This is a genomic window from Pseudomonas sp. H11T01, assembly GCF_048515765.1.
Lineage (GTDB): Bacteria > Pseudomonadota > Gammaproteobacteria > Pseudomonadales > Pseudomonadaceae > Aquipseudomonas.
The window spans coordinates 13,994-28,672 of sequence record NZ_JBLYED010000033.1 but is presented as its reverse complement, the minus strand read 5'-3'; the positions used below and the strand labels follow the sequence as shown (position 1 = coordinate 28,672).

13 protein-coding genes and 1 pseudogene are annotated in these 14,679 nt (G+C 58.8%); 3 read left to right on the top strand and 11 right to left on the bottom strand.

Annotation, left to right across the window (positions count from 1 at the left end; all coding sequences use genetic code 11):
- Positions 1–53 precede the first annotated feature (53 nt).
- Complete coding sequence (locus tag ACN1C3_RS29060; RefSeq protein ID WP_419119156.1) at positions 54–926, bottom strand: substrate-binding periplasmic protein; 873 nt, start codon at positions 924–926, stop codon at positions 54–56.
- Positions 927–1,024: 98 nt separating this feature from the next.
- On the opposite strand from ACN1C3_RS29060, the gene ACN1C3_RS29055 reads away from it, so the two are divergent.
- Positions 1,025–2,113: a GlxA family transcriptional regulator gene (locus tag ACN1C3_RS29055; protein ID WP_419119155.1), complete on the top strand. Its 1,089-nt coding sequence runs from the start codon at positions 1,025–1,027 to the stop codon at positions 2,111–2,113.
- Between the two features lie 46 nt (positions 2,114–2,159).
- On the opposite strand, the pseudogene ACN1C3_RS29050 reads toward ACN1C3_RS29055, so the two are convergent.
- The 6 genes and pseudogenes from ACN1C3_RS29050 to ACN1C3_RS29025 all read right to left on the bottom strand — a co-directional run.
- Positions 2,160–2,429: pseudogene (locus ACN1C3_RS29050) on the bottom strand (ABC transporter); the annotation flags it as partial.
- A 73-nt stretch (positions 2,430–2,502) separates the two neighbouring features.
- Entirely contained in the window at positions 2,503–3,834 is a 1,332-nt protein-coding gene (locus ACN1C3_RS29045) for a dicarboxylate/amino acid:cation symporter (RefSeq protein WP_419119154.1), read from the bottom strand.
- A 105-nt stretch (positions 3,835–3,939) separates the two neighbouring features.
- The gene (locus ACN1C3_RS29040) at positions 3,940–4,881 is read right to left on the bottom strand and encodes a D-2-hydroxyacid dehydrogenase (RefSeq protein WP_419119153.1); all 942 of its coding nucleotides are present in this window, start codon (positions 4,879–4,881) and stop codon (positions 3,940–3,942) included.
- Complete coding sequence (locus tag ACN1C3_RS29035; protein ID WP_419119152.1) at positions 4,878–5,273, bottom strand: VOC family protein; 396 nt, start codon at positions 5,271–5,273, stop codon at positions 4,878–4,880. The genes ACN1C3_RS29040 and ACN1C3_RS29035 overlap by 4 nt, the downstream gene beginning before the upstream one ends.
- Complete coding sequence (locus ACN1C3_RS29030; protein WP_419119151.1) at positions 5,270–6,238, bottom strand: hydroxymethylglutaryl-CoA lyase; 969 nt, start codon at positions 6,236–6,238, stop codon at positions 5,270–5,272. Before ACN1C3_RS29030 ends, ACN1C3_RS29035 begins: the two co-directional genes overlap by 4 nt.
- A 15-nt stretch (positions 6,239–6,253) precedes the next feature.
- Entirely contained in the window at positions 6,254–7,444 is a 1,191-nt protein-coding gene (locus ACN1C3_RS29025; protein ID WP_419119150.1) for a CaiB/BaiF CoA transferase family protein, read from the bottom strand.
- Between the two features lie 117 nt (positions 7,445–7,561).
- Here ACN1C3_RS29025 and ACN1C3_RS29020 point away from each other — a divergent pair, with 117 nt between their 5' ends.
- Complete coding sequence (locus ACN1C3_RS29020; protein WP_419119194.1) at positions 7,562–8,464, top strand: LysR family transcriptional regulator; 903 nt, start codon at positions 7,562–7,564, stop codon at positions 8,462–8,464.
- Positions 8,465–8,646: 182 nt separating this feature from the next.
- On the opposite strand, the gene ACN1C3_RS29015 is transcribed toward ACN1C3_RS29020, so the two are convergent.
- From ACN1C3_RS29015 to ACN1C3_RS29005, 3 genes are all read right to left on the bottom strand, one after another.
- On the bottom strand, positions 8,647–10,020 hold the full coding sequence (locus tag ACN1C3_RS29015) for an amino acid permease (protein WP_419119149.1): 1,374 nt from the start codon (positions 10,018–10,020) through the stop codon (positions 8,647–8,649).
- A 120-nt stretch (positions 10,021–10,140) separates the two neighbouring features.
- Entirely contained in the window at positions 10,141–11,232 is a 1,092-nt protein-coding gene (locus ACN1C3_RS29010; protein ID WP_419119148.1) for an ornithine cyclodeaminase, read from the bottom strand.
- Positions 11,233–11,255: 23 nt separating this feature from the next.
- Entirely contained in the window at positions 11,256–12,302 is a 1,047-nt protein-coding gene (locus ACN1C3_RS29005) for a histone deacetylase family protein (protein ID WP_419119147.1), read from the bottom strand.
- A gap of 119 nt (positions 12,303–12,421) precedes the next feature.
- On the opposite strand from ACN1C3_RS29005, the gene ACN1C3_RS29000 reads away from it, so the two are divergent.
- Positions 12,422–12,913 carry an Lrp/AsnC family transcriptional regulator gene (locus ACN1C3_RS29000; protein ID WP_419119146.1) on the top strand — a complete coding sequence of 164 codons (492 nt, stop codon included), beginning with the start codon at positions 12,422–12,424 and terminating at the stop codon, positions 12,911–12,913.
- 77 nt (positions 12,914–12,990) lie between these two features.
- On the opposite strand, the gene ACN1C3_RS28995 is transcribed toward ACN1C3_RS29000, so the two are convergent.
- Positions 12,991–14,517: an MFS transporter gene (locus ACN1C3_RS28995; RefSeq protein WP_419119193.1), complete on the bottom strand. Its 1,527-nt coding sequence runs from the start codon at positions 14,515–14,517 to the stop codon at positions 12,991–12,993.
- Positions 14,518–14,679 lie beyond the last annotated feature (162 nt).

Genomic DNA, 14,679 nt, shown 5'->3' with positions numbered 1-14,679 from the left:
GACATGGCGATGAATCGGCACGGGGTATCAGGCCGACTCATCCGCTCAAGCGCTTACTTGCAGCCGGGCAGTGTCCAGTCCGCCGGGCGGTCGACACCCAGCCTCAGGTCCTTGCCTTCCGGGACATACCAGACATCCTGAGTCAGACCGTAGCGGGCACCGATCTTGCGCATTTCACAGCTTTTCCAGAGGGACTGGATCTGCTCGTTCACGGCCGCCACCAGCTGCGGGTTGGCCCCTTTATTGAAGCCGTACACCACCTGGCCCAGCCCTGTCAGCAGTGGGAAATTCGGATCGTTGTCAGTGAAGGCGTTGAAGTGCAGGTGCCACTGCTCGTTGCGGAAAATGGCGTATTGCATGACCGGAGGATCGCCGATCACTGCATCAATGCGCCCGGCGAGGAGATCGCGCACCGCGGCATCGGATGTGTCGTACAGCGCCACTTGTAGCCCCTCGATCTTGCGCATCTCAGGGATGAACGAGAAACCCGTAATGGTGCCGACCTTCTTGCCCTGCAAATCTTTGAGACTGCTCCAGTTGGTCTTGTCGGTCTGGGTGATGCCGTTCTTGAAATAGTGAATCGGGTCGCTCACGGTCATGATCTTCGCGCGCTGCTCGGTCCAGCCCATCGTACCGGCCATCACATCCACGCGTTTAGCCTGCACCGAGGCGATGGTGCCGGCCCAGTCCATCAACGCAGGTTTAACCTTCAAACCCAGCTTCTCAGAAATTTGTTGAAGAATTTCACCGTCGTAGCCGACCATCCGGCTGTCTTGATAACCGGTCCCCGGCATATCGCCAGTGAACGCAATAGTCAGGTTTCCCGGCTCTATCGTTTCCAGTGCGAATGCCGGTACCGAGGTCAGCATGGATACCAGCAGACCCGCATAGATACCGGCAAAACGTTGAACGTTGGGCTTCTTCATCACGCGCTCCTCGATTGTTTTTTTATGAACAGCATGGTGTTGGGCAGGCGCTCATCGTATGGTGATCGGCGGTATAACTGGTTGGATGGTTTGCATGAATGATTGAACATTTGCGACATTTCGGAGATGTACTGCCCAGGGCCTCCAGCGAAAGCCTCGTGGAAGGGCTTGATAATGGCCAGGCACGTCATCTGCCAAGCCGACGCGGCGCCACCGAATTGTCTATTGGCATTGTGTTATGGCCACGCTTCCCCTTGCTGTCACTGTCAGGGCTGACCGATGCGTTGCGACATGCCGCCGATACGGGTGATCAGAGCCGCCCTATACGCTGCCAATGGAAAGTACTTGGTACCCCCGGGCAAAGAGTCATTTCCAGTTGCGGACTGGATGTCCCTATCGACAGTGAACTCACCCATCCTCATCAATTTGATTACATAGTGGTGATTGGTGGACTGCTTGATTCCCTTGAGGCAGCACCCAAGACTTATCCGGCATTTCTGCATCAGGCGGCAGCCGCTGGCGTGCCGTTGATCGGTCTATGCACTGGCAGCTTCGTGCTCGCTCGACATGGTCTGATGGAGGGGCGTACTGCTTGCGTGCATGCCTACCATTGCGACGACTGGAAGCGTCTGTTTCCCAAGTTGCGCTTTGTCAGCAACAGCGACTTCCTCATCGACAAGGATCGGATCACCTGCGCAGGCGGTATCTCGGTGATTGAGTTGGCCATTCATCTTATTGGGGTGCATTGCGGCCCGGATCGGGCCGGCAAAGTTGTTCATCAGATGACGGTCGCAAAAAGCAGCTCTGGCAGTTTCGTCGACCGGCGCAAGGCACTTGGCTATGCCAGTTCGTCGAACAGGCGTCTGCACGAAGCCGTGATGCTGATGGAAAAGCACATGACCGAGCCTTTGGACATTGACGCAATCGCGAACCTTGTCGGTACCAGCAAACGGCAACTGGAGCGGCTGTTTGTCGCTGAAACCAGTAACACTCCAGCCCAATTCTATCGCCAGGTTCGACTCAGGTTTGGCCGATGGCTTCTCGTCAGCTCGGATCGACATATCGGGGAAATCGCTTTCGAATGTGGGTTCGCCGATGCGCCTCATTTCATTCGACATTTTCAGAGTATGTTTGGCATGTCACCTGGAAAATTGCGCAAAGAGTTGATACGAAAAACGACACAGTGACGCTACGACAGACTCGATCACCTGGACACATGCGGACCGATCTACACTCCCGGTGCGACATCTTGTAGGCGGTGTTCGGGCCGATCCAGCGATCCCAAATAGCATCGATCTCCCCCGCCGTCTCCATCGTCATCAAACACGCATTGACCTTGGCCAGAAAAGCCGGCTCATCCCTGCGCATGCCTGCGCCAATCGGCTCAAGTGCCATCGACTCTTTAGCCAGTGCCAACTCGACACCACTCTCCTTGGCTTGATTGACCAGTTTCAGGGCAGTCATGGTGTTGGTCACCAGGCCCACAACCTTGCTTCTGGTGATACCGTTTTAGAAACCCAAAACCGCTCAGCTTTCGTGGACCGGGCGGTCTTGGGGCTGTCTTGCGACAACTCGTTCAGGACTGTACCTCTAGCTCACGGGCACAACCCTTGTGTAATTCGGCCGCCAGCTTCTCTTCGTCCAGCGCCCCTTCCCACTTGGCAATGAACAGCGTGGCAACACCATTGCCGATGACGTTGATCAACGCCCCGCCCTCGGAAATAAACCGGTAGACCCCAAGCACCAGCACCAGCCCCGCTGCCGGAATCACATCCAGGCTACCCAGGGTGGCGGCCAGGGTAATGAACGCGCCGCCGGTGACACTGGCCGCGCCCTTGGAGGTCAGCAACAGAATTAACAACAACGTGATCTGATGCCACAGGTCGAGGGGGATATCCAGCGCCTGGGCGATGAAAATTGCCAACACCGTCATGTTGATGCAGCTGCCATCGAGGTTGAAGCAGTAACCCGAAGGCACCACCAGCCCCACCACCGACTTCTCACACCCCAGTCGCTCAAGCTTGCCCATCAACCGAGGCAATGCTGACTCTGAAGAAGAGGTACCCAGCACCAGAAACAGCTCATCGCGGATGTACTTGAGAAACTGCCACAGGCTGAAACCTGCCAGGCGCGCAACCAGATTGAGAATCACAAACACAAAAAACAGCGCCGTCACGTAGTAGCAGATCAGCAAGTTGCCATATGCGCCCAGGGAACCCACGCCGTACTTGCCGATGGTAAAGGCCATGCCGCCAAAGGCCCCCAGCGGCGAGACATACATCACGATCTTGACCATGCGGAAAAATGCCTGGGCCACCAGATCGATCAGGTTCAGCAGCGGCTTGCCGGCAGCACCGAGCATCTGCAAGGCGAATGCAAACAGGATGGAAATGAACAGCACCTGGAGGATATCGCCCTCGGCAAAGGCGCCAAACACGGTACTGGGTACGATATGGGTGAGGAACCCCACAACACTCTGTTCATGGGCCAGCTTGCTGTAACTGTCGACGGCATGGACATCGAGGGTCGACGGGTTGATGTGCATGCCTGAGCCAGGTTGCATCAAGTTGACCCCGATCAGCCCGACCACCAACGCCAGGGTGGTCAGCACTTCGAAGTACAGCAACGACTTGAAACCGACCCGACCGATGCGCTTGAGGCTCTGCATGCTGGCGATACCGCTGACCACGGTGCAGAAGATGATCGGCGCAATCAGCATCTTGATCAGCTTGATAAACGTGTCGCCCAAAGGCTTCATTTCTTCGCCGAGGCTGGGGTAGAAATGGCCGAAGATGATGCCCAACACAATCGCCAGCAGCACCTGCACATACAGATGGCAGAACACGCGGCGCAGTCGTGAATGGCTTGGGGGTTTTTCGGCAATCAAGGGTGTAATTGTTGTTGTCATGATGGCTTCCTCGCAGGCGTGATGCATTTTCCCAGGCAGTCGGCCGCCGTGTCGGTGCGCGGCCGGTCGCCAGGGAGTGGACCTTCTTATTGGGTGGTGAAGCGTTTACGACACGAGGTTGATCAGGTTCCCCGAGTGGTAGCCCTGCAGGTTGCCAAGGATGCCGTCGGCCAGCCGTTGCAGGCTGCTCTGGCTGGCCCAGGCCACGTGGGGAGTGACGATCAGGTTGGCATGACGGCTGTTGAGCAATGGGTGGTCGGCCGGTGGCGGCTCTTGGCACAGCACATCGAGGGCAGCGCCAGCGAGGCGTCCGGTGTCCAGTGCATCGAGCACCGCCGCTTCATCCACCAACGGACCGCGAGCGGTATTGACCAGCAAGGCGCCGGGTTTCATCTGCGCCAGTTCCCGGGATCCGATCAGGTGTCGGGTACGCTCGGTCAACGGACAGTGCAGAGAAATCACGTCGCTTTGCGCCAACACCGTTTCAAAGGACTGGTAACCCTTACGCACCGGGATCACTCCACGGTGTTCGGCAAAGAGCAACTGCATGCCCAGGGCGCTCGCCAGACGCGCCGTGGCCAGACCGATACCACCCTTGCCGACAATGCCCAGCACGCTGCCCTGCACATCCTTAATCGGCGCACGGTGCACGCAAAAATGCCGCGAATCTGGCCAGTCCCGCGCGGCTGCCGCCTGGTAGGCAAACAGCTGTCGACGCAGGGCGAAGATCGAAGCGATCACCGACTCGGCGACGCTTTGCGCTGAGTAGGCCGGGACGTTACACACCGTCACGGCAAAATCACGGCAGGCCGCCAAGTCAATGCAGTCGTAGCCGGTAGCCGCGACGCAGATGAATCGCAGGTTCGGCAGTTGCTCAAGTTCAGCCCGGCCGATGCGCACCTTGTTGGTGATCACGGCATCGGCATCCCGGGCGGCTTCCACCACTTGGTCCGGCGTCGTGTCGGGGCGGTCCTGCCAGTCCGTGACCCAGGCCGGGCGAGTAATGCTCACGGGCAGGCTGTCGCTGTCGAGAAACACCACTTTCATGCTGCACGCTCCGGCTGGACGGGTTCAGAAATCTCGATCAGGTTCAGGTCCGGATCACGCACATACACCGAACGGATGGGACCTGTGGCACCGGTGCGCAACACCGGGCCTTCGATGATTGGCCATTCGACACGGGTCAGGTGGGCAATCACCTGGTTCAGCGGGATCGAGGCGATAAAACACAGGTCCAGCGCTCCCGGCACCGGCAAGTGCGCCTTAGGCTCGAACTCATGGCCGCGAACGTGCAGGTTGATTTTCTGCTGACCGAAGGCGAATGCCTTGCGCCCGCCAGCGAAGGTTTCCAGCTGCATGCCCATGACTCGCACGTAAAAATCCTCGGCAGCCACGGGGTCGATGGTGGTCAGCACCAGGTGGTCAAGATGGTCGATCATGGATGCAGTTCCTGGGTTCGGGCCGACGGCACCTGTTTTTCCAGACTGGCGACATGGGCGGGTATCGGGTGCAGGTCCAGGCGTTTACCGGCCTTGAGAATCTGGCTGGGAATATCGTGACCGATCAGACCCGGCAACTGCGCGGCGACCGCCAGCACCCGGTCCAGATCAACCCCGGTGTTGAAGCCCATCAACTGCAGCATGTGCAACAGGTCTTCGGTGCACACATTGCCGCTGGCCCCCGGCGCATAAGGGCAACCACCCAGGCCGCCAAGGGACGAATCGAAACGATCGACCCCGGCCTCGATGGCCGCCAGCGCATTGGCCAGGGCCATGCCGCGGGTATTGTGGAAATGCAGGGTCAGTTGCAGCGCTGGAAAACGCACACGTACTGCCCGGGACAGCGCCTCGACCTGACTCGGGTACGCCATGCCAGTGGTGTCGCACAAGGTCACGCCGCGGGCGCCCAGTTCGGCAAAGCGCTCGACCCAGTGCAACACCTCCCCCACCGGTACATCGCCCTGCATCGGGCAGCCGAACACCGTCGACAACGACACATTGATCGCCACCGGGCCGTGGCCGATGACGCTGACCACTTCGCTGAGCTGGGCAAACGACTGCTCGCGGCTCATGCGCAGATTGGAGCGGTTGTGCGGTTCGCTGACCGACATCACCAGGTTGGCTTCATCGATGTTGCACGCCAGGGCTCGCTCGGCGCCGCGCACGTTGGGCACCAGCACGGTGTATTCCACCGCAGGGTTGCGCCGGATGCCCTGCATCACCGCTTCGGCATCCCGCAGCGCGGTAATGGCCTTGGGCGAAGTGAACGAGGTGACCTCGACCTTGGCGAAACCACACTGACTGAGGGCGTCGATCATGGCGATTTTGTCGACGGTTTCGATAAAACGCGCTTCATTCTGGAAGCCGTCACGGGTGGCGACTTCCTGCAAGAAAAGACGTTGCATGTTCATTCCTCTGGTTCAAATGATGCCGCGTTGGCGCCAGTCGGCTTGCTGTGCAGCGTCGATACCGAGCTCGCCAAGAATCTCGGCGGTGTGCTGACCCAGGGTCGGCGCTGAGCGAGTCACGCTGCCAGGCGTGGTGCCAAGCTTGGGGACGATGCCGGGCAAGGTCACCGGTGTGCCGTCGCCCAGGTGACTGTCGAGCAGCATGTCGCGCGCCCGGTAATGCGGGTCCTGGGCAATGTCGGCGGCGTTGTAAATCTTGCCGGCCGGGATGCGTGCCTCGGTCAGAATCGACAAGACTTCGTCGAGGGTGAGCCGTGCGGTCCATTCGGAGATCGCGGCATCGATGCGTTCAACCTGCAACACCCGGCCGTGGTTTTGCGCAAGATCGGGATCGGCCCCCAGATCACGGCGACCAATCACTTCCATCAGGCGTTGATAGATGCTGTCGCCATTGCCGGCGATCAAGGCAAAACCACCGTCACGGCAGCGATAGGCATTAGTCGGGGCGATACCCGGCAAACTGCTGCCGGCGGGCTCACGAACGACGTTGAACACCGAGTATTCGGGCAACAGACTTTCCATCATGTTGAACACCGACTCGTACAACGCCACGTCGATCTGCTGACCGTCACCGTCGTTCTGCTCGCGATGACGCAAGGCGAGCAGAATCCCGATCACCCCGTGCAAGGCCGATAACGAGTCGCCAATGGAAACACCAACCCTGACCGGCGTCCGACCGGGCTCGCCGGAAAGATGACGCAGCCCGCCCATGGCCTCACCGATCACGCCAAATCCGGGACGGTCACGGTAGGGCCCGGTCTGACCATAACCGGAGACCCGGAGCATGATGAGTTTCGGATTCAACGCGTGCAGCGTGTCCCAGCCCAGCCCCCAACTTTCCAGGGTCCCTGGGCGAAAATTTTCTATCAGCACATCCGCGTCGGCCAGCAACTGGCGCACGACCTGTTGGGCTTCACGCTGGCGTAAATCGAGGGTCAGCGAGCGTTTGTTGCGAGATTGCGCGGCCCACCAGACGGAAGTACCGTCGTGCAGCAAGCGCCATTTGCGCAATGGGTCTCCGGTGACCGGAGGCTCGATCTTGATCACATCCGCGCCAAATTCACCGAGCATCTTCGCCGCAAATGGCCCGGCAATGAGTTGACCGAGCTCCACGACCTTGACACCTTGCAGAGGTAACCTCATGACGTTTCCCGTTCTTGTTGAGTACTTGTGACATGGATAATCGACACAAATCGGGCAGATGAAAATTTCATATTTCGCCACTACTCTTTCCAAATTGGAAAACCTCGGATCCCCTTGATGATCAATCCCCTGCATTTCGATCTGTTGTCATTGCGCCTGCTGATCTTCGCCGCTGAATCCGCAAATCTGACGCGTGCCGCCGAAAAGGCCAACATGACGGTCTCGGCTGCCAGCAAACGTTTAGCCGAGCTGGAACGAACGACCCAGTGTCCGCTGTTCGTTCGCCTGCCAAGGGGACTCGAACTGACAGCGGCGGGACAAGGGATGGTTGAACACGCCAGAACAATTCTTGAAAGCGTGAACCGTATGGCGTGCGACGCCAGTGATTACGCAGTAGGCGTGCGAGGGCATGTACGGTTGTTCGCTAACACTTCCGCCGTCGTCCAGTTCCTGCCTGATGACCTGGCGCAGTTCCTGCGAGGAAACCCGAATGTACGCATCGGGCTGGAAGAAGCGCTAAGCGAACCCATTATTCAGGCCGTGGAAAACGGGCGTGCCGATATCGGTATTTTTGCGGATAACGTACCGGCCGAGGGGCTGCACAAGCTGCCCTATCGTAACGACCGACTCGTACTACTTGTGCCCGTCGGCCATGAACTGGCCAATGAGAGCAGCGTGTCCTTCACGGATACGCTCGGCTTTGATTATGTAGCGCTCAACCAAGGTAGCTCGTTGCTGCGCAGAATCACCGACGCCGCCGTGAGTGCCGGCAAGATCCTCAAGGTTCGCATCCAGGTCAGCAGCTTCGACGGCATCTGTCGCATGATTGAGGCAGGCTTGGGTATCGGGATATTGCCGTTGTCATCAGTACGTGCCGAATTGCTCGGTACCCGCTTGATTGCTGTCGCCTTGACCGATAACTGGGCACACCGCACCTTATTTGTGGGTGTCAGCGCTCAGACGCAGCTAACCCCGGAAGCGGCTAAGTTGTTCGAGTATCTGAGCAGCGTGCACGGCTGACAATGGCGTAAGTGCCCCCGTCCACGCACATGGACTACAGACGGCCACATCATCAAAAAAAGCCACTGCCTCATGTGTGCGTGGCTAAAGGCAACGCCACACCGAGATTCGAGTAGAGCCTGGCTCAATGGTCAGCCAGGCTCTAGCCAGCTTGCTCTCATCCCGGACCGGGAATCTCTATTTCAATCAGCACTGAACGACGCAGAAACAGGTTTGCCATTGCGCTTGCGCACGAACAGCCCGTAACACACCGCCAGCATCACCAGCCAGCATGGGCCGATAACGGCGGCAAGGCGCGTTTCCGGTTGCCAGGCGATCAAACCGAGCACCAGCGCGAGGAACAGTCCTGCGACAAGGCTGTCCAGCGGAAATCCGCGAGGAGTCCTGCCCTTTTGAGTCTGCTTTCTGAAGCGGTAGTGGGACAGCAGGATCACGCCCCAGGTCCAAATCGCGCCAAAGGTCGATACCGCAGACAGCCAGATGAAGACCTGTTCCGGCGCGACGTAGTTGAGCACAACGCCCAGCAACAGGCAGACGACAGCCAGTGCCACGGCGTTGGCGGGTACGCCTGCCGTTGATAGCCGCCCCAACCATTGCGGTGCCTGTTTTTGAGCGGCGAGGTTGTAGATCAATCGACTGCTGCCGTACAGGTTGCTGTTGCAGGCCGACAGCGCAGCAGTCAGCACCACGAAGTTGATGATGCCTGCCGCTGAGCGAATACCGAGTTTTTCGAACGTCAGAACGAAGGGGCTACCGGTGGTGCCGATCTCGTTCCATGGGTAGATGCTCAGGATCACGAACAGCGTACCGACATAGAACACGACGACTCGCCAAAACACCGAATTGACGGCCCGGGCCAGCGAACGCTCGGGGTCACGAGCCTCTCCGGCAGTGACGCCGAGCATCTCGATCCCTTGATAGGCGAACATGACGATGGGCAGCGCCAGCAACACCCCTGAAAAACCATTGGGCATCCAGCCACCGTGGGTCCACAGGTTGCTGATGCCGGTCGCTACACCGCCGTTGCCAAGCCCAAAGACAATGACGCAACCGCCGACAATGATCATCAATACAATGGTCACCACCTTGATCATCGCGAACCAGAACTCGAATTCACCGTAGGCCTTGACCGCCATGCGGTTGATCACGCCCACCAGGGCGACTGCCAACAACGCCCAGATCCAGGTGGGCACTTCTGGAAACCAGAGGTGCATGTAGATGCCCACCGCCACGGTTTCCGCCATCGCTCCCAGCAGTGCCTGAAAGCAGTAGTTCCAGCCGGTTATGTACCCGGTCATGGGGCTGATGTAGTCCTGAGCGTAACGACTGAACGAGCCCGCCACGGGGTTGACCACGGCCATCTGCCCCAGGGCGCGCATGATGACGTATATCGCCAGTCCAGCCACCAGATAGCTGAGCAGGATGGCCGGCCCGGCAATGCGGATGGCGGTGGCCGAGCCCAGAAACAGGCCCACACCGATGGCGGTTCCCAGGGCCATTAACTTGATGTGGCGTTCTTCCAGGCCACGGTGCAGCTGTTCACGATGTGCGGACATGAGATGTCTCCACGGCTTTGTTCTCCAGGAAGGACCGGATCGCTAGTACAAGCGTCAGGCCCGAATGAGTGGCAGCCAGAATTTTTATTGTTTTTTCGTTGTTATCCGTCGCGACGTGAGTCACTGCGCGACGGTTTGCTCTAGTGAATGAGCGGTAGCATTCGGTCGCATTGAGGGGCGGTTCCGGTTCCGGTTCGTGCCTAATGCCAGGCCGTAAAGGTCCTTGGGATCGTTCGGCAACGGCACCAGGCTAATAGGCACACCGATGTCATGAATCAGTGCCTGGTCCAGCAGGTAGCGCAGTGCCGAAAGATCCTCGAGCGCAAAACCCACCGAATCGAAGACGGTGACCTGCTCGCGGCATTGTCGGCCGGGTTCCTGACCGTTGAGGATCTGCTGGAACTCGATCACCGGGAAGTCTGCGGGAAGTTGCTGGATGTCGCCTTCGATGCGGGTCTGCGGGGCGTATTCGACGATCACCCGGGCGGCGCGCAGGATATCGGCGTGGAGTTCGGTCTTGCCGGGGCAATCGCCGCCGACCGCATTGATATGCATCCCGGGCTCGATCATCTCCGGCGTCAGGATGGTTGCGTTGGTCTTGTCCGCTGTCACCGTCGTCACGATATCGGCACCGCGAACGGCACTGGCCACGCTGTCGGCGATGATCACCGTCAGGCCCGGCGTCGAGGACAGATTGCGCTTCAGCTTGTGTGAAGCCCGTGGATCTATGTCGTAGATACGTACTTCATCAATGCCCAGCAGCCCATGGAATGCCAGCGCCTGGAACTCGCTCTGTGCGCCGTTGCCGATGATTCCCATCGAGCGCGAATCGGGCCGCGCCAAGTACCGAGCGAACAACGCCGAAGTCGCGGCAGTGCGTATCGCGGTGGTCAGCGTCAGCTCACTGAGCAGCGTCGGATAGCCGGTGTCCACTTGGGCGAGGACGCCGAAAGCCATGACCGTCAACATCTCCACCGAGGTGTTGCGCGGGTGTCCGTTGACATATTTGAAGCCGTACAACTCGCTGTCGGCAATGGGCATCAGCTCGATCACCCCGTCGCGGGAATGGCTGGCGACACGGGCGCTTTTATCGAACTGCGTCCAACGTCGATAGTCGGCCTCGATGTACGCGGCCATGCCGGTGAGCATTTCGTTCACGCCTACGACGCGCATCAGTTCGCAGACATCCTTCACATCGATGTATCGGGTCATCACCAGTCTCTCTCTTGTGGTTATTACCGTGAGGCTGAAGCGCTTGCCTGCTCATATCCCAGAAGCACGTTCACCGCGTTGACGCCAATCTCGTCAACCATGTAGCCGCCCTCCATCACGAACAGGGTGGGCACGCCGACACAGGCGATCAGTTCGCCCATCGGCAAGTAGTCTTCGCTGCGTAGCTTGAAGTGGCTGATAGGATCGTTCTCGAAGGTGTCGACACCCAGGGACACCACCAATTGGTCGGGCTGAAACGACTTGATCTTGTCGATCGCCCTGGCCAGCGCTTGTTGGTACAGCGCCCAGTCGGTACCGCGGGGCAACGGCAGGTTGAAGGTGTAACCCTTGCCGTCGTCGACGCCGGTCTCGCTTTCGTAACCGGAAAAATACGGGTAGGAGATCGAAGGCTCGCCGTGCAGCGAGACGAAGAGCACATCGGCCCGGTCGTAGAAAATGTTCTGCGTGCCGTTGCCATGATGGAAGTCCACGTCCAGTACCGCGACACGCCGTGCCCCTTGATCGAGTAGACGTTGGGCGGCAATCGCCGCGTTGTTGAGGTAGCAATAGCCGCCCATGTACTCACGCGCAGCGTGATGTCCGGGAGGACGGCACAGCGCAAACGCGCTGCTGTGACCGGCAAGGATCAGGTCAGCGCCAGTGAGCGCCACATCGGCGCTGCCCTTCACCGCATCCCAGGTCGTCGCCGTGATCGGCGCCCCGGCGTCCATGGCAAAGAAGCCCAGCTTGCCGTCGATGAATGCAGGTTCGACAGCCGTGGCCAGATCACGCACCGGCCATACAAGCGGTAAGGCGTCGTGGGTTCGACCGGTCGCCGACCACTGCGCCCAGGCGGATTCGAGAAAGCGGACATAACGTTCGCTGTGTGCCCGGACATAGCAAAGCCGGTCATAGGAGGTGGCATCGATAACCCGACCGAGGCCGACTTCCGTGACGCGGGCCAGGACGGTGTCTGCCCGGCTGGGTTTCTCGAAGGACGGGGCAAGGGTGCCATCCTTCAGCTCGGTGCCGTGGTGCAGGCGGTGTGCTGGGTTGAATACAGTAAGCATCGCTCTCTCGTCATGAAGTGGTGACCAGAAGAGTTTGCCAATTTCATGCGAAATAACTTTGCTGACTTTGCGCAAAAGTCGTAAAAATACGCAAAGTCTTTCCTGCCTTAAGGTGAATTATGAAAAATAAAATCTCACTGCCTGATCTGGACCCTACAGACCTGCGCATGCTCGCGTTATTGCAGGACGATGCCACCCTCTCCAGTGCCGCGCTGGGAGAACAGCTGTCGCTAAGCGTCACGCCGGCATGGCGCCGACGAAAGCATCTGGAAGAGCTGGGGGTCATTCGCGGATACCGGGCCAACCTGGACCGCCGTATGCTGGGCTACGGGGTCATGGCCTTCGTGCAGGTGCGTTTCGAGGGCCACGCCAATGACGCGCCGGACCGGTTCGAGGCATTGGTCAAGACACTCCCGCAAGTGCTGACCTGCCACAAAGTCACGGGCGAAGCAGACTACGTATTGACGGTGCTGGCGCGGGATCTGGATGACTACGGCGACTTCGTCGAGCACGTACTGCGCCGTCAGCCGGGCGTGGCCGCCATCCAGTCGAGCCTTTCGCTGCGGGAGGTCAAGTACGAAACACGGGTGCCATTGGATTCAGGGACGTGATGAAGATATAGGCAGCTGATTCCACAACAGGAAAAGCGCAAGTGCCGTCAAACCGTACACAGTCCTTCGGATGACAGTCACTGCTGAGAATGAACGGCTTTGCTCGAACGAAAGACCCAGCAGCTCGCCACCACTAGTACCCATGCAGCAACACCGCCATAGAGCATCACCCAGCCAAACCCATGCGCCAAAGCGGCGTTAGCGACATCGACCGGAATCGTAGTCCCCTGGACAGTCTGCGCCAACACGGCAGAGTTGCCGGCTGAAATATTCTCCGCCAGCAACCTCAATTGCACTTCATCGGGCGAGCCAGATAACTGGTTGCGCAGGGAAGACAGGATGCCTTCCACCAAGATGAATCCCATCAGCGCGATATTGATTGCAAGACTGATCATACGAGCGCTGATATCGATGCCCGATGCCATACCAGCACGTTCACTGGGCACCGATCCGGTGGTGGTATTGGTAACAGGTGTGTTGGTCAGCCCCAGTCCAATCCCGGCGATCAGGCAGCCTGGAAGCATTGTCAGCCAGCTGGCATGCGTGACACTGCTGCCCCATTTCATCAGCAGGAACCCCAAACCTATGGTGAACAAGCCTGCGGGAATCACCACGTCAGGTCGATAGCGCAGCGCCAGCCGCTCGCCCAATGGGGGGACAACCAGCGTCGGCAGCGTATAGGCCAGTAATGCCAGACCGGTGCCTACACTGGCGTAGCCCAGGCTATTTTGAAAGTACAGAGGCAGGTAGATCATGAATGGCCAGAAGCTGAAGTTCATGCCCGCCGACCCCAGCAACGCACCCGAGAAGCGGCGAATGCGCAATACAGAGAAATCGAACATGGGATCGACATTGCGCCGCTGCGCGACGACAAAGACGATGAAGCTGACCGTTGCCACAACCAGGCTGGCGATGGCCGAACCGCTGGAAAACCCCACCCCCGCTCCCTGAGTGATGAACCAGGAAAGGCCTAACACTGCCACCGACAGCGAAATAATGCCCAACACATCCAGCCTGCGACGCTGCGGATCGCGTGATTCGTCGACACCAGCGATCACCAGCACCAGCGCAAGCACGGCAATGGGCGCATGCACCAGGAACACCCATTCCCAACTCGACAGCGCCACGATAGCTGCGCCGATAATCGGGCCGAACCCCAGACCGATGCCGAACACGATCCCCCAGGCACTAAAAGCTTTGCCACGCGCAGCTCCCGACTGGAATCGGTGAGACAGCACTGCCACCTGACAGATCAGCATGGCACCACCGGACATCCCCTGCAGGAATCGGCTGGCGATCAACACGCTGGTGCTGTGCGCCCATCCACAGCCCAGAGAGGTAATGCCGAAAAGCATCAGGCTAATGATAAACACTCGCTTGCGCCCATACCGATCCGCCAGTGTGCCGGTGGCCATCAGCACCGTGGTGCAGGCGATGGTGTAGGCATTCATGATCCACTGCATATCTTTGAAATCGCTGCGCAGAACCGATTCAAGAGTGGGCAGGATTACCGGCACGCTCGAGATTTCCAGGCCGAACATCAGCGAGGCCAAGCAAACGGCGGCTATTGTGAAAACATCTTTTTGCGACGAAGTGAACTGCATCGTGATCTTCCAGATCAAGTTGATAGGCGCTGGCAAGACCACCCTGAACACCATCAGGGAGAAGACGCGATAGCCTCGCCAGCGTCACCCGGCACACGTCCAAGTGACCGGCCACATTCTGGAAGTAATTAAAAAATGACAGAAATGATTTAATTTCGTAAG